Origin of the sequence: Agrobacterium sp. El2ro-1b (assembly GCF_048298475.1) — a bacterium.
In the GTDB taxonomy this organism is placed as follows: Bacteria; Pseudomonadota; Alphaproteobacteria; order Rhizobiales; family Rhizobiaceae; genus Agrobacterium; species Agrobacterium fabrum.
Map to the genome: position 1 here is coordinate 2,157,016 of NZ_CP103458.1, position 23,939 is coordinate 2,180,954.

26 protein-coding genes are annotated in these 23,939 nt (G+C 61.4%); 15 read left to right on the forward strand and 11 right to left on the reverse strand.

The genetic code is table 11. The features are described 5' to 3' along the window. Positions 1–24 precede the first annotated feature (24 nt). On the reverse strand, positions 25–558 hold the full coding sequence (locus tag NYR50_RS10725) for a transglutaminase-like cysteine peptidase (protein ID WP_418135924.1): 534 nt from the start codon (positions 556–558) through the stop codon (positions 25–27). A 677-nt stretch (positions 559–1,235) separates the two neighbouring features. On the opposite strand from NYR50_RS10725, the gene NYR50_RS10730 reads away from it, so the two are divergent. Next, positions 1,236–1,820 carry a transglycosylase SLT domain-containing protein gene (locus NYR50_RS10730; RefSeq protein WP_418135925.1) on the forward strand — a complete coding sequence of 195 codons (585 nt, stop codon included), beginning with the start codon at positions 1,236–1,238 and terminating at the stop codon, positions 1,818–1,820. 58 nt (positions 1,821–1,878) lie between these two features. On the opposite strand, the gene NYR50_RS10735 is transcribed toward NYR50_RS10730, so the two are convergent. The 5 genes from NYR50_RS10735 to NYR50_RS10755 form a co-directional block, all read right to left on the reverse strand. After that, the gene (locus NYR50_RS10735) at positions 1,879–2,493 is read right to left on the reverse strand and encodes an alpha/beta hydrolase (protein ID WP_418135926.1); all 615 of its coding nucleotides are present in this window, start codon (positions 2,491–2,493) and stop codon (positions 1,879–1,881) included. A 256-nt stretch (positions 2,494–2,749) separates the two neighbouring features. After that, a complete protein-coding gene (locus tag NYR50_RS10740) occupies positions 2,750–3,694 on the reverse strand; it encodes a VOC family protein (RefSeq protein WP_418135927.1) in 945 nt (314 codons plus the stop codon). Positions 3,695–3,857: 163 nt separating this feature from the next. Beyond that, positions 3,858–4,934 carry a siderophore-interacting protein gene (locus NYR50_RS10745; RefSeq protein WP_418135928.1) on the reverse strand — a complete coding sequence of 359 codons (1,077 nt, stop codon included), beginning with the start codon at positions 4,932–4,934 and terminating at the stop codon, positions 3,858–3,860. 70 nt (positions 4,935–5,004) lie between these two features. Next, on the reverse strand, positions 5,005–5,718 hold the full coding sequence (gene ung / locus NYR50_RS10750; protein ID WP_418135929.1) for a uracil-DNA glycosylase: 714 nt from the start codon (positions 5,716–5,718) through the stop codon (positions 5,005–5,007). Positions 5,719–5,736: 18 nt separating this feature from the next. Then, positions 5,737–6,132 carry a VOC family protein gene (locus tag NYR50_RS10755; protein WP_174009242.1) on the reverse strand — a complete coding sequence of 132 codons (396 nt, stop codon included), beginning with the start codon at positions 6,130–6,132 and terminating at the stop codon, positions 5,737–5,739. 251 nt (positions 6,133–6,383) lie between these two features. On the opposite strand from NYR50_RS10755, the gene NYR50_RS10760 reads away from it, so the two are divergent. Then, positions 6,384–6,740, forward strand: coding sequence for a YbaN family protein (locus tag NYR50_RS10760; RefSeq protein ID WP_418135930.1), 357 nt, complete (start codon positions 6,384–6,386; stop codon positions 6,738–6,740). Positions 6,741–6,812: 72 nt separating this feature from the next. Here the strand turns inward: NYR50_RS10760 and NYR50_RS10765 are convergent, their stop codons facing one another. From NYR50_RS10765 to NYR50_RS10775, 3 genes are read right to left on the reverse strand one after another with little or no spacing between them, the layout of a single operon-like run. Next, on the reverse strand, positions 6,813–7,595 hold the full coding sequence (locus NYR50_RS10765) for a heme ABC transporter ATP-binding protein (RefSeq protein ID WP_418135931.1): 783 nt from the start codon (positions 7,593–7,595) through the stop codon (positions 6,813–6,815). Beyond that, on the reverse strand, positions 7,592–8,680 hold the full coding sequence (locus NYR50_RS10770) for a FecCD family ABC transporter permease (protein ID WP_418135932.1): 1,089 nt from the start codon (positions 8,678–8,680) through the stop codon (positions 7,592–7,594). The genes NYR50_RS10765 and NYR50_RS10770 overlap by 4 nt, the downstream gene beginning before the upstream one ends. Beyond that, positions 8,677–9,570, reverse strand: a complete 894-nt coding sequence (locus tag NYR50_RS10775; protein ID WP_418135933.1) for a heme/hemin ABC transporter substrate-binding protein — start codon at positions 9,568–9,570, stop codon at positions 8,677–8,679. Before NYR50_RS10775 ends, NYR50_RS10770 begins: the two co-directional genes overlap by 4 nt. Positions 9,571–9,756: 186 nt before the next feature. Here NYR50_RS10775 and NYR50_RS10780 point away from each other — a divergent pair, with 186 nt between their 5' ends. The 4 genes from NYR50_RS10780 (at position 9,757) to purU (ending at position 12,825) form a co-directional block, all read left to right on the forward strand. After that, a complete protein-coding gene (locus NYR50_RS10780; RefSeq protein ID WP_418135934.1) occupies positions 9,757–10,104 on the forward strand; it encodes an antibiotic biosynthesis monooxygenase family protein in 348 nt (115 codons plus the stop codon). A 10-nt stretch (positions 10,105–10,114) separates the two neighbouring features. Continuing rightward, positions 10,115–10,639 (forward strand): heme utilization cystosolic carrier protein HutX, encoded by a 525-nt coding sequence (gene hutX / locus NYR50_RS10785; RefSeq protein WP_418137292.1) that lies wholly within the window; start codon positions 10,115–10,117, stop codon positions 10,637–10,639. 312 nt (positions 10,640–10,951) lie between these two features. Continuing rightward, a complete protein-coding gene (locus tag NYR50_RS10790) occupies positions 10,952–11,728 on the forward strand; it encodes a YbaY family lipoprotein (RefSeq protein WP_418135935.1) in 777 nt (258 codons plus the stop codon). A 212-nt stretch (positions 11,729–11,940) separates the two neighbouring features. After that, positions 11,941–12,825 (forward strand): formyltetrahydrofolate deformylase, encoded by an 885-nt coding sequence (purU, locus tag NYR50_RS10795; RefSeq protein ID WP_174009249.1) that lies wholly within the window; start codon positions 11,941–11,943, stop codon positions 12,823–12,825. 40 nt (positions 12,826–12,865) lie between these two features. Here the strand turns inward: purU and NYR50_RS10800 are convergent, their stop codons facing one another. Next, positions 12,866–14,260, reverse strand: coding sequence for a sensor histidine kinase (locus NYR50_RS10800; RefSeq protein ID WP_418135936.1), 1,395 nt, complete (start codon positions 14,258–14,260; stop codon positions 12,866–12,868). Continuing rightward, positions 14,257–14,937 carry a response regulator transcription factor gene (locus NYR50_RS10805; protein WP_010972345.1) on the reverse strand — a complete coding sequence of 227 codons (681 nt, stop codon included), beginning with the start codon at positions 14,935–14,937 and terminating at the stop codon, positions 14,257–14,259. Before NYR50_RS10805 ends, NYR50_RS10800 begins: the two co-directional genes overlap by 4 nt. A 68-nt stretch (positions 14,938–15,005) precedes the next feature. Between NYR50_RS10805 and NYR50_RS10810 the strand changes: the two genes are divergently transcribed. The 9 genes from NYR50_RS10810 to NYR50_RS10850 all read left to right on the forward strand — a co-directional run bounded on the left by NYR50_RS10810 (position 15,006) and on the right by NYR50_RS10850 (position 23,930). Beyond that, on the forward strand, positions 15,006–16,085 hold the full coding sequence (locus NYR50_RS10810; RefSeq protein ID WP_418137293.1) for an ABC transporter substrate-binding protein: 1,080 nt from the start codon (positions 15,006–15,008) through the stop codon (positions 16,083–16,085). Positions 16,086–16,486: 401 nt separating this feature from the next. Beyond that, positions 16,487–17,431, forward strand: a complete 945-nt coding sequence (locus NYR50_RS10815) for a Bug family tripartite tricarboxylate transporter substrate binding protein (protein ID WP_418135937.1) — start codon at positions 16,487–16,489, stop codon at positions 17,429–17,431. Then, entirely contained in the window at positions 17,428–17,922 is a 495-nt protein-coding gene (locus tag NYR50_RS10820) for a tripartite tricarboxylate transporter TctB family protein (protein WP_418135938.1), read from the forward strand. Before NYR50_RS10815 ends, NYR50_RS10820 begins: the two co-directional genes overlap by 4 nt. Positions 17,923–18,028: 106 nt before the next feature. Further along, the gene (locus NYR50_RS10825; protein WP_006312081.1) at positions 18,029–19,546 is read left to right on the forward strand and encodes a tripartite tricarboxylate transporter permease; all 1,518 of its coding nucleotides are present in this window, start codon (positions 18,029–18,031) and stop codon (positions 19,544–19,546) included. Between the two features lie 130 nt (positions 19,547–19,676). Next, positions 19,677–19,937 carry a hypothetical protein gene (locus NYR50_RS10830; protein WP_174009252.1) on the forward strand — a complete coding sequence of 87 codons (261 nt, stop codon included), beginning with the start codon at positions 19,677–19,679 and terminating at the stop codon, positions 19,935–19,937. A 185-nt stretch (positions 19,938–20,122) separates the two neighbouring features. Next, a complete protein-coding gene (locus NYR50_RS10835; RefSeq protein WP_418135939.1) occupies positions 20,123–21,061 on the forward strand; it encodes a siderophore ABC transporter substrate-binding protein in 939 nt (312 codons plus the stop codon). Positions 21,062–21,248: 187 nt separating this feature from the next. Then, positions 21,249–22,214, forward strand: coding sequence for an ABC transporter permease (locus tag NYR50_RS10840; protein WP_418135940.1), 966 nt, complete (start codon positions 21,249–21,251; stop codon positions 22,212–22,214). Then, complete coding sequence (locus NYR50_RS10845) at positions 22,207–23,175, forward strand: iron chelate uptake ABC transporter family permease subunit (RefSeq protein WP_418135941.1); 969 nt, start codon at positions 22,207–22,209, stop codon at positions 23,173–23,175. The genes NYR50_RS10840 and NYR50_RS10845 overlap by 8 nt, the downstream gene beginning before the upstream one ends. Beyond that, complete coding sequence (locus NYR50_RS10850; RefSeq protein ID WP_418135942.1) at positions 23,172–23,930, forward strand: ABC transporter ATP-binding protein; 759 nt, start codon at positions 23,172–23,174, stop codon at positions 23,928–23,930. Before NYR50_RS10845 ends, NYR50_RS10850 begins: the two co-directional genes overlap by 4 nt. Positions 23,931–23,939: the final 9 nt, after the last annotated feature.

Consider the following 23,939-nt stretch of genomic DNA (forward strand, 5'->3'; position numbering starts at 1 on the left):
TCGTCCGGTGCCCGAAGGGGAAGGTCAGAGCGCGGTTTCGCGGCTGGCCGGAGAAAAGGCGGCGTTGCCAAGGACGACATCGCCCTTGTCGGTGGTAACAACAAGCACTTTTTCGAGCGATCCGTCATCCTTGAGTGCAAAGGCAAGTCGCAGCGCTTTGGAAGACCAGCCGGCACCGGCAAGGGCCGCGCGCTTGATCGCCGCGCAATCACCACAGTCGCCAAGACTTGCCGACGGCGTTGCCGGAAGATCGGTTGCAAAACCGGAAACATAATCATCGAGCGCGCCCATGGTGGCGTTCACATCGCGGTTGACGCGCAGCAGTTCCTCACGGCGCTCGACCGTCAGCGGCGCGGCAATAGTGGAAACGCATTGGCCGGCGGCAAGAGCGCAGCCATCAAAAGCATCAGGCGCGGAAATACCCATCGCAGTCACGGCGGACTTTTCGACGGCGGCAAAACCGCGGGCAAAACCGGCAGCACCCGCCGCATCGGCATGGGTGGACATGGAAGCAATGGCAATTCCGCAGATGGCGGCAGCAATAATCTTCTTCAACATTTCATACCCCGTTTGCGATCCGCCGGCTTGTGCCGGTCTCGATTTCGTTTCCGGAGCGCCTCTTTTTAAGGGCACTCCCTGTCTGTGATCCCACAATGGCACACCACTGTTTTCAGCCGCTTTAAGCCGATTGCTACAATTTTATCGGTTTTCATTTTTGAACAGCGGGTGCTTTTTTCGAATATGCGCGAGCACCGTCGCCACGGATTCCGGGCAACGTTGGAAACGATGATGGGGCCGCATCGCTGCGGGGGTATGAGATGGTAGTGCAGGGTTTTGCAGACGATGCGGCCCCGGCTCCGACATTTCAGCCTGTGACACACCCGCCAAACCGGTTCCTGTTTGGAGGATGGACACATGCCGGCCGCCTCAACCGTGACATTGGGAAATTCCCCGGTCTCGGCCGCCTGCCCCGTCCACCTTGCGCCGCGCGCGCGCTCAATGACCGGGATGGAGAGGAGTCTACCGCACCCGGCGGCAGCGGGGACGCACGGGGACAAACAAATTCCAAAAAGGGCGAGAAAGAGACGCGCGGCGCATGGTTTCGCCCCATCCCGGACACAGGAATTTTCACCGGGTTAACGGCCGCCCGATCTGGGGCATTTGAATTAACCTTGTCTTAAAACCCGGCGTTAATGGTTAGCAATTTAAGAATAGCGGAACGAAAGGGTTCCGTTATGCGTGGCGTATCTGCCGTTGTTTTCCTGATGCTCGTGCTCGCCGGCTGCGCCACCGCACCGTCGCAGGTCACCAATGCCTGTGCGATCTTCGAGCAGCGGAACGGCATCTTCAACAACTGGCGGCGCGATGCAAAGGCAGCCGAGCGCGAATTCGGCGTGCCCGTGCCGGTCATGATGGCGACGATTTACACCGAATCCGCCTTCCGCCCCTATGCGCGGCCGCCGCGCACCAAGCTCCTGGGCTTCATTCCCTGGACACGCCAGTCGACGGCCTATGGTTATGCGCAGGCGCTTGATGGCACATGGAGTGTTTACCAGCGCGAAACCGGTCGCTGGTCGGCAAGCCGCACCGATTTCACCGATGCGATCCATTTCGTCGGCTGGTACCACGCCAAGAGCCGGCGCGAAAACGGCATTTCGCTGAACGACCCCTATAATCTCTATCTCGCATATTATTCCGGCCATGTCGGTTACGCGAAAGGCAGCTGGCGCAACAATTCCGCCGTCCAGAAAGCCGCCCGCCGCTCCGCCAACATGGCGATGCGTTACGAGGCACAGCTGCAGCAGTGCGGATATCGCTGAGGCAGGGCGGGAATTACCCGCCCTGACGATTCTCTAGGAAAATCCCCCGCAGCGTGCGTTATCCCCCGTAAGCCGCCAGAAAACCCCTGACCGCATCGATCTCGCCGGAGCGGATTTCATGCCCGCCCGGGTGCCACACGGTTTCCACCGTGCCACCCTGGGCCTTCAGGCTCTCTTCCAGCGCCCTGGTCAGCGGCACCGGGCAGATCGGATCGCGCTCGCCCGCCGTGATGAGCACGCGGCGCGTGGGTTTTGCCGGGGAAATCTCCGGCTCGAACGGGATGAGCGGATGCATCAGCACCGCCGCATCAAAAAGCTCCGGCTGTTCGATCAGCACATTGGCGAGAATATTCGCGCCGTTGGAAAAACCGAGGCCGATGACCGGCCCGGCCTGATAATGCTCCCGGTTTGCCTTGATGAAATCGGCCATCTTGCCGGTTGCCCGTTCAAGATCGGCCATGTCGTAAACACCCTCGCCCGTGCGCCGGAAGAACCGCGCCGCACCATGTTCGGAGACATCGCCGACCGGCGAGAGAATGGTGGCCTGCGGCAAAAGACGCGCGCCGAAATCGAAGAACTGGTTCTCATCGCCGCCGGTGCCGTGCAGCAGAACGAAAAGCGGTGCGCCCGCAGTGCCGGCGCGGGATTTGTGGAAATAGCTATCCTTGGTCATGGGAGTATCCTTTCTGGAAGGAAGGAGGTTCAACGGCTTCCGCAAGGTCTCTTCGGCCAAGCAGAGCAGTCATATGGAGCGGATGGGCACGGCTTGTTTCTTCTCCCCGCCGGGGAGAAGTCCGCGGCAGCGGGATGAGGGGGCAAGGGTCGAGATATACGGAGAGCTTGCCCCCTCATCCGACCCTTCGGGCCACCTTCTCCCCGAACGGGGAAAAGAAAAGCGCGGCAATGTCCTGCCAAACGTTATCGAGGGGTTAAACCGTCTTTTCATCCCCAAGCGGTTCCAGCTGCTTTTCCAGCGCGGCACGCAGATGCGCGTGCTGGCTTGGCAGCTTCAGCGCCTCGCCGAGATGGGCGGTATCCTCGTCACGGTCGAAACCGGGCTCGTTGGTGGCCACCTCGAACAGCACGCCACCCGGCGTGCGGAAATAGATCGCCCAGAAATAATCGCGGTCGATGACCGGCGTCACCTGGTAACCCGTATCCATCAGCGCCTTGCGCACTTCCAGCTGCTTTTCACGGTTTTCGACCGCAAAGGCGATGTGGTGCACGGAACCGGCACCCAGCCTTGCGCCTGATATATTCGGCATGGTTTCGATATCGATGACATCAGCACCGTTGCCACCGGGCATACCGAGACGCAGCACGCCGTCCTGACGGTCCACTTCCTCGTAACCCATGAATTTCAGGAGTTCGGCAGTCGCGCCTTCGTCGCGAAGCCGCAGCGAAGCACCCTGAAAACCATGGATCGCCTGATCTTCACCGACGCCATTACCGGTCCATTGCGCGCGATTGTCGTCCCTGACCTCAACCAGCGCGAAACCGTCGCCGTCTGGGCCCGCGAAATGCAGGCGCTTGTTGCCGAAAGCGTCGTCCGATTTCAGGCCATCGACGCCGGCCTTGGAAAGGCGGTCCTGCCAGTAGCCGAGCGACCCTTCCGGAACGGAAAACAGCGTCGTCCCCACCTCCCCGGTGCCGGGACGGCCGCGGGCAATATGCGGGAACGGAAAATAGGTCATGACGGAGCCGGGCGTGCCGGCTTCATCGCCATAATAGAGGTGATAGACGTCAGGCGCGTCGAAGTTGACGGTTTTCTTCACCCGGCGCAGGCCGAGCGTATCGGTGAAAAAGCCGTTGTTCTGGCGCGCACTCGCTGCCATCGAGGTGACGTGGTGCAGGCCCTTGATCTGGTTGAGCATGATTAAACCCCTTTTCGCCGGCAGGCCTCGCAATCGGGCCTGCCCTTTTCATGGCGTTAAGATGGGGTAAGAGCCGCCTCAGGCATAGAGTGGACGACAGGAACGGATTGTTCCCGATCAGTGAACAATAAAATCGACTGTTCAACCAGTCGCGCAGACCATTCTAGTGGTCGTCGGCAGCGCCCATGGTCCAGTAACCCACGGCACGCAGAGATGCCTTCGGGAAGCCGATTTCGTCGGTCAGGAAGGATTTTACCGCTCTCGCCTCGGATTTTTCGCAGGCTGCGAAGACGTGCAGACCGTCGTGATCTGCACTCCACGCATGCTCGCGCAGCGCCTTTTCGATAAGGCCGGAGGTGCCGGCAGGCTTGCCGCGACGATAAAGCCATGTCCATTCGACATTGGCAGCGCAGACCACCTCCTGCCGCTCGGCCTCGTTGTCAATTTCCGCATAGACGCTAAGCGTCTTGCCGGCAGGCATTTCGGCTGCCATGCGCAGCATCACCGGCAGCGCTGTTTCATCCCCGGCAAAGACGTAACGGTCGGCTTCCGGGCAGACACCACTCGGGCCGACGATGCCGACGACATCGCCCGGCTTTGCTGTCGCGCCGAAGGTGGCGCCCGGCATATGGTCACCCTCATGCATGACGAAATCGATATCCACTTCACCACGGCCGACATCGCCGGAACGAATGGTGTAGACCCGCCGCGTCAGAAGATCGTCACCCTGTGGCCAGATGATCGCACCGGTGGGGGCGAGATGAGGCCAGACCGGCGCACGGGCCTGATCGGGCACCAAGAGCAGACGCACATGCATGCCGCCCGTCAGCAGCCTGTCGATGCCGCTTTCGACTGACACGACCAGCCGGCGCATATGGGGCGTGAGATTATAGGCGCGCGCGACCTTGCCCCGGAAAAGATTGGGCAGCTCACGCTGCTCGGCGCCGTGGCCGCTCCAGCGGAAATCCAGCCCCGCCTCGCCCGAAAACTCCGCAATATGCTCGGCCACCATGGCCTTGACCGACGTCAATATATGTTCGGAAACGCAATTCACCCGCGCGGCGAAACGGCTACCCTCGGCGCTGAAGCTACCATGGCCATATTCCGTCTTGAACCGCACCGTCGATCCGTCGCGCTCCATCTCCATATGCTCGGAGAAATGATCCTCGAAAGCTTTAACGATGGACAGCGGATCGGGCAGCGAAACGGAGGTTTCTGCGGACAGGAGAGACACGGGCATAATCCTTCACTTTGTAGTCCGGTTATCTTTAACCCCGAGACTGGCAAAGCGCAAAGGTATTTATGAGTATTTAAAGAAGGTTTTTATCGCCTTCCACCACGTCAGGCAATTGCCAGTCGATCGGATCGCGGCCATGCGAAACGAGGAAAGCATTGGCCTTGGAAAAATGGCCGTTGCCGAAAAAGCCGTTATGGGCCGAAAGCGGCGAAGGGTGCGGCGAGCGCAGCACGAGATGTTTGCGCTGGTCCACGAAGGCCGCCTTCTTCTGGGCATAGGAACCCCAGAGCAGGAAGACGACATTGTCACATTCGTCGTTGACGGCGCGGATGACCGCATCGGTAAATTTTTCCCAGCCTTGTCCCTGATGCGAGGCGGCCCGCGCCTCCTCCACCGTCAGCACGCTGTTGAGCAGCAGCACGCCCTGTTTTGCCCAGCTTTCCAGAAAACCGTGCTTGACCGGGCGAATGCCGAGGTCGCTCTGCAGCTCTTTGTAGATATTGACGAGCGAGGGCGGAATGCGCACCCCGGGCTGCACCGAAAAGCAGAGCCCATGTGCCTGACCGAGCCCATGATAAGGATCCTGGCCCAGAATGACGACCTTGACCTCGTCGAGAGGCGTGAGGTCGAGAGCGCGGAAATAGTCCGCGCCCTTCGGAAAGATGCGCTTGCCGGCGGTTTTTTCGGCAAGCAGGAACTCTTTCAGCTTCTGCATGTAGGGGCTGGCGAATTCGCCTGAGAGAACGTGCTTCCAGCTGTCTTCGAGTTTGACGCCTGCCTCTGCCATGCCCGCCTCCATCAGAGCTTATTTGAACCGGTTGCCGCGCTGCAGCACTTCGATCTTGTAACCATCCGGATCGCAGATGAAAAAGTATTTTGCGAAAGGCTGGCCCTTATGATCGGCTTCGATCATCTTGCCGGGGGTAAGCCCGATCTCGATAAAACGCTGATGTTCGGCGTCCACGTCAGCTACACTGACGGCGAGATGGCCATAACCGTCGCCCAGCGCATAGGGCACTTCGCGAGCCCGGTTGACGGTCAGTTCCAGCTCGAAATCGCCCTCGGCATTGCTGAGATAGATCAGCGTGAAATTCTCGAACTCGGCGCGTTCCGCGATCTCAAGCCCGAAAGCCTGCTTATAAAATTCCACCGAACGCTTTTCGTCCAGCACCCGGACCATCGAGTGGATCAGCTTGGCCATGGTGTTTCCTTCTTCTTCATGTTGACGGCCCGGTTATGCTCCGGGCATCGCGGCCCAAGGGAATAAGGATTGAGCGCCGCGCTTTCAACCCTAAAGGCGCCCGGCGGCGAAGCGTAACGGCCCGATCACGGCAAATGTGATGGCGAAACCCCCCGATTTTTCCGGTGCGGCCGGACCTGCGGCAACGGGACCACATCGATTTGACGCCTGCGCTCTATCCTGAGTGATGAACTCATGATACCGGCTTGGACATGCGCCTTTTATACCTCTGTCTTGGCTGGCTGATGGTCGCGACCGGCATTGTCGGCGCGTTTCTTCCCGTTTTGCCCACCACGCCCTTTCTGCTTCTGGCGCTCTGGTGTTTTTCCCGCTCTTCGCCGAAGCTCGAGGCATGGCTTCTCGCTCATCCGAGGTTCGGCCCCTCGCTTCGCCGCTGGCGCGAGCGTGGCGCAATCGCCCGCAAGGCCAAGATCGCGGCACTTTTGGCCATGACGGTGAGTTATGCCGCCTTCTGGTTTCTGAGCGAGCCGCCGCCGCTGCGGGCGACAATCGTCGCCGCCGTCATGCTCGGTTCTGCGCTCTTCATCGCCACACGGCCGGAAAGCTGAAGACGGGCTCTATCCTCTTGTTTTCGCCGCACTGTCCGACGCCGAAGCGAAAACGCTTCGGCTGGAAATGCTCTAGCGATGCCGCGATTGCGGCAGCACATAGGGAATATGCCGCGCCGGCAGCCGGCCGACAACGCCGCCAATGCCATAAACCCGGGCGATCGTCTCATCGCTGATCGTGTCCAGCGAAGGGCCGCTCGCCGTTACCCGGCCGCCATGCATGACGATAAGTTGATCGGCAAATTCCGCCGCCAGGTTGAGATCGTGCAGGATCGCGAGCACCAGCCCGCCGCCGCTGGCAAAATCACGCGCCGTTTCCAGCACGGAGATCTGATGGCCTATATCGAGGCTAGCCGTCGGCTCGTCGAGGAAGAGCGCCCGTGCCTGCCCATTTTCCACCGGGTTCGGCACCTGCGCCAGCGCCCGGGCAAACTGCACGCGCTGCTGCTCGCCGCCGGACAGCATATTGTAGGATCGCTGCTCGAAGCCCCGCAGCCCGGCCCGGGCAAGCGCCCGGCGGGCCTGTTCTTCCGGTGCGCGCGAGCCCTGCGCCACAGCCCCCATGCGCACGATCTCAAGCGCGGTGAAGGGAAAGGCAAGCTGGGTATTCTGCGGCAGAACTGCACGCAGGCGGGCAAGCTGGACGGGCGTGAATTGCGGCAGGGCGACATTATTATAAGTCACCGAACCGCCTTCAGCCCGCATCTCGCCCGAAAGAACCTTCGTCAGCGTGGATTTGCCGGCACCGTTCGGGCCGATGATGACATTGACCTTTCCCGGTTTCAGATCGACGCTGACATCGTCCAACAGGCGACGGCCGGAGCGGATAAGGGTGATGTTTTCAGCCCGGATCATGGCGCATTCCGCATGGAAAATCCGCCACGGCCAAGCAGCAGGAACAGGAAGACCGGCGCGCCGATGAGCGCTGTGACGACACCGATCGGCAGTTCCGCCGGCGACGCCACCGTGCGCGCGAAACTGTCGGCCAGCAGCAGCAGCGCCGCGCCGCCCAGCGCCGAAGCCGGCAGCAGGAAACGATGCGACGGGCCAATGGCGAGGCGAAGCAGATGCGGCACGACGATGCCGACGAAACCGATGGAGCCGGCCGCAGCCACGCTTGCCCCGCAGGCGGCGGCAACCGCCAGAATGACGACCCGCTTCAGCCGCTGCACCGGAATGCCCATGTGAAAGGCCGCCGCATCCCCAAGGATCAGCGCATCCAGCCCACGGGCGACGAAGGGAATGATGGCAAGCACGACGATGATGAAAGGCAGGGTGGCGAGCACCTTGGCCGGCGTTGCCCCACCCAGCGAACCGAGCGACCAGAAGGTAATGTCGCGCAGCGCGCGATCATCGGCCACGAAGATCATCAGCCCGGTCAGCGCGCCGCTGATGGCGGCCACTGCGATACCCGCCAGAATGAGCGTGGTGGTGGAAGTCGCGCCGTCCTTGGTGGCGATTACATAAAGCACCCAGGTGTTCAGCAGCCCGCCGAAAAACGCCATCAGCGGCAGGAAATGCGGGCCGAAAAACACGGCAACCGCGGCAAGCGAGCCTTCCCCCAGTGAAATGGCCGCAACCGCAAACAGTGCTGCCCCCGAGGTGACGCCGACAATGCCCGGATCGGCCAGCGGATTGCGAAACAGGCCCTGCATCATCGCGCCCGAAACGCCAAGCCCGGCGCCGATCAGCATGCCAAGCGCCGTGCGCGGCAGACGCACGGCTTCGAGAATGACCCTGTCACGCGCATCGAGCTGATCCGCACCACCGGTGAGATAGGCAAAAAGTTCGGAGATGCCGACACCCGTTGGGCCGCTGACCAGCGATACGCCACAGGCAAACAACAGGATGCCAACAAGCACGGCAAGGGTGACGACCCCCTGACGGGATCTGTCACCCGCAACCCCGCCCCCGGTGGAACTCAAGACCGCAAGGCTCACGGCTTCACCACGTCAGGGTAAAGCTTGTGCGCCAGTTCGCGGCCGGCGGCCGGTGTGCGCGGGCCGAAACCAATAAGATAAAGCCCGTCCATGCTGATGAGGGCTTTGCTGGCAGCGGCTGGCGTGGACTGGAAGGCCGGCAGCGCGAAAATCTCATCTGCCTTGCCGGCATGATCGCCGCGCGCCATGGTCAGCACCACGTCGGGTGCTGCGGCGATGACCGCCTCATCCGTCAGCGGCTTGTAACCGTTGATCTCCTGCGCCGCATTGATGCCGCCGGCCATTGCGATGATCGCCGCCGCCTCGGTATCCTTGCCCGCCGCCATCACACGACCGCCGGCGCTGGAAAGCAGGAAGAGCACACGTTTCCTGCCCTTTTCCGGCACCGCGGCGACATCCTTGGCGAGAGCATCGAGCCCGGCTTTGGTTTCGGCAGCCAGTGCCCTGGCCTTGTCGGAAAGACCGACGGCCGCGCCGACATCCTCGATCTTCTTGGGGATGGTATCGCCGCTTGGCGGCGTATCGACGGTGACGAACGGCACCGCACTTGCCTTGAGGATGGAGATGACATCCGCCGGGCCGGCGCCGTCTTCGGAGAGAATGAGATCGGGCTTCTGCGACAGGATGCCTTCCGAAGAGAGCGCCCGCATGTAACCGATATCTGGCTTGGCAAGTACGTCGGCCGGGTAGCTGCTGGTGCTGTCACGCGCCACGATGCGGTCCTGTGCACCCAGCGCATAAAGGATTTCCGTCACCGTTCCGCCCACAGCAACGATGCGTTTCGCCTCCGGATTACCCTTGTCCGATGCCATGGCAGCTGGCGCAGCAAAGGCGATTGCGGCGGGCACGAGGGTGGCGAAAACGAGGGAATGAAGGCGGGAATTGAACATGACGTTATCCTGAAACACGACCCGGCGCAGTTTCGCCCGCGCCACTAATCTTGAGTTATTTGCACATGTTTATACACCGTGCAATCGATAAGTGGAGTATTTTTGTTTGCTTTTTCGTGAACCCCTTTTCAACCTCGTCCTGGGTCGATATCCTGACTGAAACTGGAAACTTAAAGGGAGACTTTCATGTTTATCGCAATGAACCGCTTTCGTGTCGTGCCGGGTTATGAAGAAACCTTCGAATCCATCTGGCGCGAGCGCAAATCGCACCTGAGCGAATTGCCGGGCTATATCGAATTCCAAATGCTGAAGGGCCCGAAGGCGGACGATCATACGCTTTATGCCTCGCACACCGTCTGGGCCACCAAGGACGATTTCCTTGCCTGGACGAAATCCGAACAGTTCCGCGCCGCCCATGCCAAGGCCGGCGAGAACCGCGGCAAGGTGGAGTATCTCTCCGGCCCGCATTTCGAAGGTTTCGACGTCATCATCCATGAAGACAAGAATGGCGAACGCCATTCGATCGCCGCCTGAGGCCTACCCGATGAGCATTGCAGCCCAGAAGACCGACGACGACAGGCGGGCCCGCGCGCTCGCCGCCCTTGCCGAAAAACCCGACGGTATCGTCGAGGCCATCGCCGCCAAGGCTGAGGTGGCGCCGGCCGAAATTCTGGCGATCCTGCCGCAAGGTGCCGCCGTTTCCGCGCCGGCCGACCGGTTCGACGCCATCTGGAACGAGATGCGCGGCTGGGGCGAAATCCTGATGATCGTGCAGACCGGCGATATCGTGCTGGAAGTGCCGGGCAACCTGCCGGAAGGCAGTGAAAGCCATGGCTGGTTCAACATTCACGGCGACAGCCCCATTGGCGGTCACATCAAGAAGGACAATTGCGCTGCGATTACCTTCGTCGACCGCGGCTTCCACGGCCGCCGCTCCTGCTCCGTCTGGTTCATGAATGCCGCCGGCGGCGCCATGTTCAAGGTCTTCGTCCGCCGCGACGAGAACAAGGAACTGCTGGCCGGGCAACTGGCGAAGTTCGAAGAACTGCGGGACGGTTTCCGCGGCTGAGAATTGAGGAGAGGCTGCCCGGCCTCTCCTGCCCTCATTCCTGTGCTTGTCACAGGAATCTAGCCAGCCCAAGTTCTTGGGCTGGAAGGACTCTTCCCGCCATGCAGACGCAAGGCGACTGGATTCCTGTGACAAGCACAGGAATGAGGGCGGTGGGATGCGCTGGCATCGGCTTTCATGATCACACTCATCGTCATCCGCCCTTGATCTCGCCACCTGCACGCGACGAAATATCCACGGTTCATCGCCCGTTCAGTGCCGTTTTTTATCATCCGTTGAAATTCAAACCGACCCAGCACGGAGCAAAGCATCATGAACGACCACCAGCCTCTTCTTTCGCGCCGCAGTTTCGCCGGTCTCCTCGCGCTTGCCCCGCTTTTTGCCGCAGGCGGCGCGGCGGCCGCGCCGGCAAGCCTGCGTGGCAGCGTTTCCTATCGCGAACGCATCGCCCTGCCGCCCGGTGCAACCGTGACGGTGCGGCTGATCGATGTTTCGCTGGCGGATGCGCCGTCACAGACGATCGCCGAGACCACCATCCGCCCGCGCGGCCAGGTGCCCGTCCCCTTCGTGCTGCGTTATGACGACCGCGACATCAGGGCCCGCCGCTCCTATGCGTTGAGCGCCGAAATCCGCGACCGCGACCGGCTGCTCTTCACCACCACGCAGCGTTACTCCGTCCTGACCGGCGGCCGCGACAATACCGACCTCGTGCTGGAGCGCGTCGGCGCTGGTCCGGGCAGGCCGGAGCCGGAAGCCGGTATTGACGGACGCTGGCTGGTGCAGGAGATCCGCGGCGAGCGGGTTCGCGGCCGCCGCCAGGCAACGCTCGAAATTTCCCGCGAGGGCCGCGTGTCCGCCAATGCCGGCTGCAACGGCATCGGCGGCGAGGTGAAGATCAGCCGCAACCGTGTCGATTTCGGCCGGATGATTTCCACCCAGATGGCCTGCGCACCCGATATCATGCGTCAGGAACGGCAGTTCATCGAGGTGCTGGAAGGCGCGCGTTCCTTCAGGCTGGAGCCGCGTCGCGGTACACTGGAGCTCATCGACGGCCGCGGCCGCACGGCCATGCGCCTGCGCCGCGCCTGACCGGCAGCGCCCTCCTTCAATATGCCGGCGGCGCCGTGCTGGTCGTGGAACATTCCATGTCGTTTCCGGCACGGCGCGCGGCACTTTCCCGCCCTAAGACTTTGGCTACGTCGCCTTGGCGCTTTGTTCTTTGCTCCGTCACCAAGCTGCGCTATGCAACACGTCGAACCGCGCCGGCTTGAGGCCGTCGCGACGTCTTTGGGGGAAAACGCATGACATCCTATGTTCTGACCGTAGCCTGCAAATCGACCCGCGGTATCGTCGCCGCGATTTCCGGTTATCTGGCGGAAAAAGGCTGCAACATCGTCGATAGCTCGCAGTTCGACGACCTCGAGACCGGCAAATTCTTCATGCGCGTCTCCTTCATTTCCGAGGAAGGCGCATCGATTCAGGCCATCACCGAAGGCTTTCAGCCGGTGGCGGAAAAATTTGGCATGGAAGCGGACATCTATCCGGATGGCCAGCGCATGAAGACGCTTTTGATGGTGTCGCGTTTCGGCCATTGCCTCAACGACCTGCTTTACCGCTGGAAGATCGGCGCGTTGCCGATCGATATCGTCGGCGTCGTTTCCAACCATTTCGATTACCAGAAAGTGGTGGTCAATCACGACATCCCCTTCCACCACATCAAGGTGACGAAGGAAAACAAGCCGCAGGCGGAAGCCCGCATCATGGAAATCGCCGACAGCACGGGAACGGAACTTATCGTGCTGGCCCGTTACATGCAGGTCCTCTCCGACGAGATGTGCCGCAAAATGTCTGGCAAGATCATCAATATCCACCACTCGTTCCTGCCGAGCTTCAAGGGCGCAAACCCCTACAAGCAGGCCTATGAGCGTGGCGTGAAGCTGATCGGCGCGACCGCCCATTACGTCACCGCCGACCTCGATGAAGGCCCGATCATCGAGCAGGACACGGTGCGTGTCACCCATGCACAATCGGCAGAAGACTATGTCTCGCTCGGCCGCGACGTGGAAAGCCAGGTGCTGGCCCGCGCCATCCACGCCCACATCCACCACCGCACCTTCATCAACGGCAACCGAACCGTCGTCTTCCCGCCAAGCCCGGGAAGTTATGCTTCGGAACGGATGGGGTGATAAGGCGGCGGCAGACAAGGCTGCCTGATAGGCTGCCCTGCTAGGCCGCGCTTTCCGGCGCGGCGAACACCACTCGCGCCTTCAACCCGCGCCCGCCCGCACCGTCTTCCAGCGTCAGCCGCCCACCGAACAGCCCGGCGATTTCCTCGATAATGGCAAGGCCGAGGCCGGCACCGGGGGCAGCATTGGCTTCGCCGCGGGCGAAGCGCTGGCGTACCATGGCGCGTTTTTCCGGGGGGATGCCGGGGCCGTTATCCTCCACTTCCAGCCATACCGCACCCGCTGGCCCGCCGACGCGGACGGTGACTTCCGCCCCGCGCCCGGCATAGTTGATGGCATTGGAAACAAGGTTGCCGATCAGCTCGCCGATCAAGAGCGGCTCGGCGAGAATGGTCGCCTCGCCCTCGCCTTCGAAACCGAGATCGATGCCTGCGTCGGCCGCGCGCGGCACAAAATCGGCCGTCACATTCTGGGCTACCGCCACGAGGTCGATGGCGGAAAAATCATGTTTCTCGCTGGAGCCGGCCGCATCGATATTGGCCATGCGCAGGAGCTGGGCAAGGATATGTTCGGCATGTGCCACCGATGCCCCGCCCTTCCGTGCCGCCGCCTGCGCCTCCTCAAGACTGGCGGCGCGCGCGGAAAGCGCCAGCTGGGTGCTGATAATGGCAAGCGGCGTGCGCAGCTGGTGGCTGGCATTGCCGGTGAAATGCCGGAGCGCATCAAGCGCCGATTGCAGCCGCACCATGAAGGAATTGACGGTTTCCACCAGATTTTCCACCTCTACCGGCACGGATTGGCGGATGGGATGCAGGTCGTTGGGGCTGCGCTCGGCAATGGCTTCGCTGAGCCGGTAAAGCGGCCTGAGCGAAATCGTCACCGCGATCCAGACGATGATCGCCGCCCCCACGATCATCAACAGCAGGCGCAGGGCAGAGCGCAGGATGATCGCTTGCGCCAGCTGGCTGCGGGCAATCGTGGTTTCGGCAACCGTGACGGAAAACGGCACGGAATTGATACCTGTGGAAGCAAACCGGCGGATAGCGGCGATGCGGATCGGTTCATCGCGAAACACCGCGTCACGATAGGCGGGCGTATCGCCAGCCGTGTTCTCCACCGTCGGCAGGTTCTGGTAACCGGTGAGGAATTGCCCATTCGGCCCGTCGACCCGGTAAAAAACCCGGTCCTGCGCCGCCGATGTCAGCATTTCCAGCGCGACATAGGGAATATCGACTTCCAGCGAACCGTCCTCGGCCACCACCACCCGCTCGGCAATGGCGAGCGCCGAACCTGAGAGCACCCGGTCGGACACCACATTGGCGGTATTGACCGCCTCGCGCCAGGTGTCGGTCAGTGCAACGCAGCCGATGATGGCGGTGGAGATGAGAAGCCAGCCTAACAGTCGCCGCCTGAGCGAATAGGCGGCCTGTCTCATTCAGCCATCTCCGGCAGCTTTTCCAGATAATAACCGATGCCACGCGCGGTCTTCACCGTCAGCCCGTGGGGGGCAAGCCGCTTGCGCAGGCGGCTGACATATTGCTCGATGGCATTGGCGGAAATATCGTCGTCGAAACCGGTCAGCGACTGCACGATCGCCTCCTTGGCGACCACCTTGCCCGCCCGCATGAACAGCACTTCCAGCAGCGCCACCTCGCGCGCCGGAATATCGAGCGGGCGCCCATCGGCAGAAAAGGTCCGCGAGGTCAGATCGAACAGCACCTTGCCGAAGCTAAGCGCGGAGGACCGCAGGCCGGCATTGCGGCGCAGAAGCACTCGCACCCTTGCCTCGAATTCGGTGATGTCGAAGGGCTTGATCATGTAGTCGTCGGCGCCGAGATCGAGCCCCTTGACCTTCTCCTCCGGCGTGCCGCGCGCGGTCAGGATCAGCACCGCCGCCTTGTCCTGGCGCGAGCGCATAGAGCGCAGCACCTCGATGCCGTCCATTTCCGGCAGGTTGAGATCGAGAATGACGAGGTCGAAGCTCTCAGCCGCAATCGCCGCATCGGCCGAGGCGCCATCTGAAACGACATCCACCGCATAGCCGCTGCCGCGCAGCAGCGCCGAAAGCCCCTCCGACAGCACCTGATTGTCCTCGACCAGCAAAATACGCAAATCTTCCCCTCCACAATATCCTAATTTAGCCAAGCCCTGGCCGCTTGTGAATGGCAAGCGCCTGCGGCATGATCTTTTCCATGCGTATCTGTCTTCTTCTTTGCCTCTGTCTTTGCATGGCCTCGCCCGCGCTTGCCCAGGTTGCCGTTTTTCCGGCCCCATCAGGCAAGGCGGATGCGCAAACGCTGGTGGTTTATTCCTCTCTGGATGAACCTTTGGCAACGCCGATGATCGAGGGTTTCCAGAAGGCCAATCCCGATATCACCGTCCATTACGAGGATATGCTGACCGGTGAAATCTACGACCGCATCGTCAAGGAAACCGATGCCGGCAAACAGACCGCCGATTTCGCCTTTTCCTCCGCCATGGATCTGCAGGTGAAGCTGAGCAATGACGGTTACGCCCAGCGCTCGGATCTTGCGATGAGCGCCCGCTGGCCCGCCTGGGCGAACTGGCGCAACACGGCTTACGCGCTGACCTTCGAGCCGGCGGTCTTCGTCTACCACAAGCCGAGCTTCACCACCGAAAAACCGCCCGCCACCCGCGCCGAATTCGTCGATTATCTCGAACGCCACGCGAAAGAGGTGCATGGCCGCATTGCCACCTACGACATCGAGCGCTCGGGCGTCGGCTTCCTGTTCATGTCAAGGGATCAGGAGCAGTTCGGCGATATATGGAGCGTTATCAAGGCTATGGGCGCGGCGGGCGTGAAGGTCTATTCCACCTCCTCGGCCATTCTGGAGCGTGTCTCCGACGGGCGCTTCGTGCTGGGCTATAATATTCTCGGCTCCTACGCCGCCGACTGGGCCTCACGCCACCCCGATGTCGGGATCGTGCTGCCGAAGGATTATACCGTGGTCATGTCGCGCATCGGTCTGGTGCCGGAAGCCGCTGCCAATCCCGAGCTCGGCCGCCGTTACCTCGAATTCTTCATGTCCAAGGAAGGCCAGACGATCATGGCCCGGCAGTTGCAGATCCCGGCCGTCAGCCCTGAAGTGGCGGGTGAAAACACCGCCAACACCATGCAGGCCATCCATGGCGCGCAATTGCGGCCCGTGCCCGTCAGCCCCGGGCTTATGGTCTATCTGGATCAGGTCAAGCGCAGCCGGTTGATCGAACGCTGGAACGAAGCGTTGCGGTCGCAATAACATCCCACCTCCCGCATCCTTCTGCTGATCACAGGAACAAATCTGTCTCAAGTCCCTGGTTTGAAAGGGCGTTTTTCGCCGCGCTGATGCGCGTCGGCTCAACTCCTGTGACCAGCACAGAAATGGGGGAGCCAGCATCCCACACGTCCGAGTGGACGCCCTCCATAAATTAATAGACAGTAATTGAGCGAAGACTTGCTTAGTGTCAGTTAAATGACAGCTTTTTATGATGCTCTGTAATCCTTCTTCATTCCGTGGAGGCGGAAGAAGATGCGGGAGGAAATCTTGAGAACCGCCGGAACTCCGCGCTGCTGTGGCAGCGACGGATAAGCGTGTCCTGAAAGCCCCCCGCATAAACGAAAAACGACGCCCAAAAGGGCATCCTGAGGAGGGTTTTCCAAGTGAAGCATTTTCTTATCGGCACATTTCTGGCAGGCGTGATCGCGCTTCCGGCTGTTGCAGCGGACTACACGGTCATCGCGCCGGCCAATCCCGGCGGCGGCTGGGACCAGACGGCGCGTTCCCTGCAGTCCGTGATGCAGGAAGAAGGCATTTCCAAGAGCATTCAGGTGCAGAATGTGCCGGGCGCCGGCGGCACCATCGGCCTTGCGCAGTTCGCCAGCCAGCAGAAGGGCAACCCCAACGCCCTGATCGTCGGCGGTTACGTGATGGTCGGCGCGATCCTTACCAACAATGCGCCCGTCACTCTCAAGGAAGTGACGCCTATCGCTCGCCTGACCGGCGAATATGAGGCCATCGTGGTTCCGGCATCCTCGCCGCTGAAAACCATCGGCGATCTCGTCGACCAGCTGAAGAAAGACCCGGGCAGCGTTTCCTGGGGCGGCGGCTCGGCCGGCGGCACCGACCATATCGCCGTTGGCCTGATTGCCAAGGCAGCCGGCGTCGATCCGACCAAGATCAACTACATCGCCTATTCCGGCGGTGGCGAAGCGCTCGCCTCCATCCTCGGCTCGCAGGTTACGGCCGGCGTTTCGGGCTATGGCGAATTCGAAGGCCAGGTCAAGGCTGGCACGCTGCGGCTTCTCGCCGTCACCAGCGAAAACCGCCTTGAAGGCGTGGACGCACCGACGCTGAAGGAAAGCGGCCTCGATGTCGTCGTCCAGAACTGGCGCATGGTCGCGGCCGCTCCCGGCATTTCCGCCGATCAGGAAAAGGCCATCAATGCCGACGTCGAAAAGCTGGTGAAATCCGCCAAGTGGCAGGAAACGCTGAAGACCAAGGGCTGGATGGATACCTATCTCGCAGGCGACGAATTCAAGGCGCAGCTCGCCAAGGACACCGACGCCACCGCCACCATCCTCAAAGACATCGGACTGGTAAAATGAGCCAGGGTAGCAACCCTTCCCAATATCAAAAGCGCCGCCCTGACTGGGCGGCGCTGGCGATCGCCGTCGCGCTCGTCCTTGTCGCCAGCGTCATCTTCTGGGATAGCGCCCGCCTCGCCAGTGTCACCGGTTATTCTCCGGTCGGCCCGGCCACGGTGCCTTATGCCATTGCCTTCTGTCTTGTCGGACTGGCGATCTGGACGGCCGTCGAAGCCTGGCGCGGTGATTTTCCCGAGCGTGACAGGCAGGAAATTGCCCCGGTCGCGTGGGTCATCGCCGGCCTTGCCGCGCAGATGCTGCTGCTGACAGTCGCAGGTTTTTCCATTGCGACTGGCCTGCTGTTTGCCTTCACCGCCCGCGCTTTCGGCAAACGCAAGCTGTGGTTTTCCATACCGGTTGGCGTCGTGCTGAGTTTTGCCATCTGGGTCGTTTTCGCGCAGCTTCTGCAACTTTCGCTGCCCGCAGGACCTCTGGAACGGCTGTTTTTCTAACGGCCATTCCAGCCACTATTCGAGATCACAGGAACCGCCGGCGCGCGATGACGCATATGCCAGCCGTTCCGCCCGCCCTTCTGCTCGACTTGGGGGACATCTGCCCATGAGTACCTTTGAATTTCTGCTGCACGGTCTTGAGGTTGCCGCCCAACCCATGAACCTGCTCTACGCGCTGATCGGCGTGACACTCGGCACCGCCGTCGGCGTTCTGCCCGGCATCGGCCCGGCGCTGACCGTGGCGCTGCTTCTGCCCGTCACCTACAGGCTCGATCCCGCCGGTTCGCTCATCATGTTCGCCGGTATCTATTACGGCGGCATGTATGGCGGATCGACCACTTCGATCCTGCTCAACACGCCAGGCGAAAGCGCCTCGATCGTCACGGCACTCGAAGGCAACAAGATGGCCCGCAAGGGCAGAGGCGGACCGGCGCTCGCCACCGCCGCCATCGGCTCCTTCGTCGCCGGCCTCATCGCCACCATCGCGCTCGCCTTCGTCGCCCCCTATATCGTCAAGCTGGCGCTGGTGTTCGGCCCGCGCGAATATTTCGCGCTGATGGTGCTCGCCTTCGTCACCGTTTCTTCCGCCTTCGGGGATTCGGCGCTGCGCGGTCTCACCTCGCTGTTCATCGGCTTTGCGCTTGCCATCGTCGGCATCGACCAGTTGACCGGCCAGACCCGCATGAGCTTCGGCATTCCCGACCTGCTCGACGGCGTGGAAGTGACAACGCTTGCGGTGGCCATGTTCGCCATCGGCGAAACACTGTTCATCGTCGCACAGGGCAATAGCGGCGACGAAAAGGTCGAGGCCGTCAAAGGCTCGGTCTGGATGAGTGCGCAGGACTGGGCGCGCTCCTGGAAGCCGTGGCTGCGCGGCACGTTGATCGGTTTCCCCATCGGCGCGATGCCGGCGGGTGGCGCTGAAATCGGCACCTTCCTCTCCTATGCCACCGAAAAGAAGCTGACCAAATATCCGGAAGAATTCGGCCACGGCGCCATCGAAGGCGTCGCCGGTCCGGAAGCAGCCAATAATGCGTCGGCCGCCGGTACGCTCGTGCCGCTGTTGACGCTCGGCCTGCCGACGACGGCGACCGCCGCCATCATGCTCGCCGGTTTCCAGCAGTTCGGCCTGCAACCGGGTCCCCTGCTGTTCGCCACCAATCCGCAGCTCGTCTGGGGCCTGATCGCCAGCCTGTTCATCGCCAATCTGATGCTGCTGGTGCTTAACCTGCCGCTCGTCGGCCTGTGGGTGAAGCTGCTGACCATTCCGAAACCCTGGCTCTATGCCGGTATCCTGCTGTTTGCTACGCTCGGCACCATCGGCGCCAACCCGTCGGTGTTCGAACTCGGCATGCTGCTCGCCTTCGGTATCCTCGGTTACATCATGCGCATCTTTGGTTATCCGATTGCGCCGGCGGTGGTGGGCCTCATCCTCGGCCCGCTTGCCGAACAGCAGCTGCGCCGCGCACTCGCCATCGGCCAGGGCGACCCGACCGTGCTGCTCACGTCGCCGATTGCCGTTGGCCTGTTCATCGTGGCGGCTGCCGCCTTCATCGTCCCGCTCATCATGCGCATCCGCGGCCGTGGCGAGGTGTTGTCGCAGCTTGCCGCCAACGAGGACTGAAAAACCGGAAACCTCCCAAGGCAACTGGCCCCGTATCTCCGGATGCGGGGCCTTTTTTTGTTCACGCCAACGGGATGTGTAGCGCCGGCGCGACCGTGATATGATTCCGCCCCAAACGCAGGAGAAAAACATGCGAACGATCGCAATCATGATGGTTCTGGCGCTCGCCGGCTGCACCACCGTTACCCCCAATGTTGAACCCATCCCCGGCAGCATCACCTATGGCGGGCAGCCGCGAACCAAACTGACCAAGTCCCCCATCGGCAGCACGCTCAGCAACGAATTCGTGATGGGCGACGGACGGCTGGCGATCGAGACATACCGGGTGCAGCCGGACCGGTCCCTCAAGCTCGAGAGACGGGAAATCGTTGGCGACTGGCCGCAGGATTGATGGGACTACGGGCGTTGACGCCGTCCCCTGCCGACCACCCCTTTCCCGCTCACGGCAATTCAGAACCGTTCTAAAACATAATTTTGATTTCCGCCGACCTTGCCAATAAAGCTGACAGCGAACATCAAGTTAACCCGTCGGAACAACTTTCGCCGGCTCAGAACCATATTGCAAGGGACATATTCGTGGCCATCAACTTCACCTTCCCCGTTCGGCTGCTGGCGGCAGCGGCCTTCAGCCTTGGCACAATGACGGCGAGTGCCGAGGAAATGACGATCAGGCACGCTCAAGGTGAGACGGTACTGAAAGCGGCGCCGAAGAAGGTTCTGGTTCTGGATATTCCCTCGCTCGACAATCTCGATGCGCTCGGTGTCGAGCCCGCCGGTGTCGTCAGCTCAAACCTGCCTGCCTATCTGCAGAAATATGCCGACGGCAAATATCTGAAGGTCGGCACGCTGTTCGAGCCCGATTACGAGGCAATCAATGCGGCTGAGGCCGATCTTGTCATCGTCGGCGGCCGTTCGCGGGCGAAATATCCTGACGTTTCGAAGATCACGCCCGCCATCGACATGTCGATCGATTCCAAGGAATTCATCGACAGCGTCAAAGGCAATATCGCCAAGCTCGGCGATATCTTCGGCAAGCAGGAAGAAGCCAAGAAGCTCGACGCCGCCATCGATGAAAAGGTCGCAAGGCTGAAAGAGATCGCCCCGAATTCCGGCACGGCGATGATCCTGCTGACCAATGCCGGCAAGGTTGGCGTTTATGGCCCGAGCTCCCGCACCGGCTGGCTGCACACCGAACTCGGCTTCAAGCCGGTCGCCGCCGACATCGACGACCGTTTCGACCGCGGCGATGTCGTCTCCTTCGAATATCTGGCCGAGGTCAATCCCGAATGGCTGTTCGTGATCGACCGTGACGCCGGTATCGGCCGCGCGACCGACCCCGGCAAGGCGGCCGCACAGGTGCTGGACAACGAGCTGGTGCACCAGACCAATGCCTGGAAGAAAAAACAGATCGTCTATCTCGATCCGCAGGCGGCCTATATCGTCAGCAGCGGTTATACAGCGCTCACCACTTTGCTCGATCAGGTCTACAAGGCCGTCTCCGAGAAGAAGTCTTAGACACCCGCGCACCATCCGCTCCATACTCGGCGTCATCCTCGGCCCTGTGCCGAGGATCTAATCACGCCAGACAAAATCAATCGGTTGCAGATCCTCGGGACAAGCCCGAGGATGACGGAGGAGAGGTCTGGACCCTCTATACCCTCTAGGTCGCCGGAGCTTTCACCATTTTCGAAAAATCACCAACGTGAAATCCCTGCCCCTAATATCAGCCCTTCTTCTGGCTCTGGCGCTCGCCATCACCAGCCTGTTCGTCGGCGTCAGCAATGTGTCGCTCGCCACGCTCTTCGCACCGGACACGAGCGCGGACGCGCTGCGCGTACTGCTGGTCAGCCGCATTCCGCGCACACTGGCGCTGATCCTCGCCGGCAGCTCGATGGCGATTGCCGGCCTCATCATGCAGATGCTGGTGCGAAACCGCTTCGTCGAACCGTCAACGGCAGGCACCACCGAATCCGCCGGCCTTGGCCTGCTCACCGTCACCCTGCTTGCGCCGGAAACGCCGATCTTCGGCAAGATGCTGGTGGCCGCGGCTTTCGCGCTGGCAGGCACCGCGCTGTTCCTGCGTATCCTGCGGCAGGTGCCGCTGCGCGACGTGCTGCTGGTGCCGCTGATCGGCATCATGCTCGGCGGCGTCATTGCCGCCGTCACCACCTTCTTCGCCTATCGTTTCGACCTGCTGCAATCGCTCGGCGCCTGGATGACCGGGGATTTTTCCGGCGTGCTGCGCGGTCGTTATGAGTTGCTGTGGGTCGGTTTCCTCTTCGCCATCGCCGCCTATCTCGCCGCCGACCGCTTCACCGTGGCCGGCATGGGCCGCGATTTCACCACCAATCTCGGCCTCAACTATCGCCGGGTCATGGCGCTTGGCCTCACCATCGTTTCGCTGGTCAGCGCCGTCGTCGTCGTCACCGTCGGCATGATCCCCTTTCTCGGACTGATCGTGCCGAATGTCGTCAGCCTGATGATCGGCGACAATATGCGCCGCTCCGTGCCCTGGGTGGCAACGCTTGGCGCGGTCTTCGTGCTTTCCTGCGACATCATCGGCCGAACGGTGCGCGCGCCTTACGAAATCCCGATCGGAACCGTGGTCGGCGTCATCGGCAGTGCGCTGTTCCTCTATCTCCTGCTGCGGAAACGCCACCATGCGTGAGAGACATCCCGACCGGCGCGCGAAAACCGTTCTCATCGTGCTTGCGGCAGTCGCGCTCATCGCCATGGCCGCATTCATGACACTCGGTGCAAAGGGCAGCTGGAGTTTCGTGCTGCCGTTCCGCGGCATCAAGTTGCTGTCCCTCTTACTGGTGGCCTATGCCATTGCCGTCTCCACCGTGCTGTTCCAGACAGTCACCAACAACCGCATCCTCACCCCTTCGGTGATGGGCTTCGATTCGCTTTATGTGCTGATGCAGACCGGGCTGATCTTCGTCTTCGGCTCGGCAACCGTTGTCATGATCGATCCGCAGCTGAAGTTCATCGTTGAAACCGCGCTGCTCGTCACCTTTTCCGCTTTGCTCTATCGCTGGCTTTTCGTTGGCGCGGAACGCAGCCTGCATCTTCTCGTACTGGTCGGCATCGTCTTCGGCGTCTTTTTCCGCAGCCTCTCGGGCTTCATGCAGCGCGTGCTCGATCCGAACGAATATACAGTGCTGCAGGATGTGCTCTTCGCCAGCTTCAACTCCATCGATCCCACACTTCTGACGATCTCGGCGATCATCATCGGTGTCGTAAGCATCATCGGGCTGCGCCTCATGCACACGCTCGACGTTCTCTCGCTCGGCCGGGCAACGGCCATCAGCCTCGGCGTCGAATACAAGCGCACGGTCACCATCATCCTTGTGCTGGTCTCCGTTCTGGTCGCGGTCTCAACCGCGCTCGTCGGGCCGGTCATGTTCTTCGGCCTGCTGGTCGCAGCTCTTGCCCATTATCTGACGGGCAACGGCAAACATGCCTATGTGCTGCCGGCAGCGATTCTCATCGCCGTCATCTGCCTTGTCGGCGGGCAAGTGGTGCTGGAGCGGATCTTCGCCTTCGACACGGCCCTTTCCATCATCATCGAATTTCTGGGCGGCATCATCTTTATCGGTCTTATTTTGAAGCGGGGTGCGCGATGATCATCGCCAGTCAGATCAGCAAATCCTATGGCGATACACTCGTCATCGACGGCGTCTCCATCGCCATTCCCGCAGGCGGCGTCACCTCGATCATCGGGCCGAACGGGGCGGGCAAATCGACGCTGCTTTCCATCGTCGCGCGACTGATGTCCATGGACACGGGAACCGTGACGGTGGACGGGCTGGATGTGAGCAAAACCCCGTCCGATACGCTGGCAAAACGGCTATCGATCCTGCGGCAGGACAATCACATCTCCTCGCGGCTGACGGTGCACGACCTCGTCGGTTTCGGCCGTTACCCCTATTCCAAGGGCCGCCCGACCATTGAGGACAAGGTCCATATCGACCGGGCGCTGGAATATCTCAATCTCGAACCCCTGGCCGGCCGCTTTCTGGACGAGCTTTCCGGCGGCCAGCGCCAGCGCGCCTTCGTAGCCATGGTTCTGTGTCAGGATACGGATTATGTGCTGCTGGACGAACCGCTCAACAATCTCGACATGAAACACGCCTCCAGCATGATGAAGATCATGCGCAAGGCGGCCGACGAGCTGAAGAAGACCGTTGTTCTGGTGCTGCACGACATCAACTTCGCCTCCTGGTATTCCGATACCATCATCGCCATGCGCGAGGGCCGCATCTGCCATCAGGGGCCGGCGGAAGAGATCATCCGCCCGGAGATTCTCAAGGACATCTACGACATGCCGATCCGCGTCGAAGAGATAGACGGCCAGCGCATCTGCCTGTTTTACGAATGACATGATGAT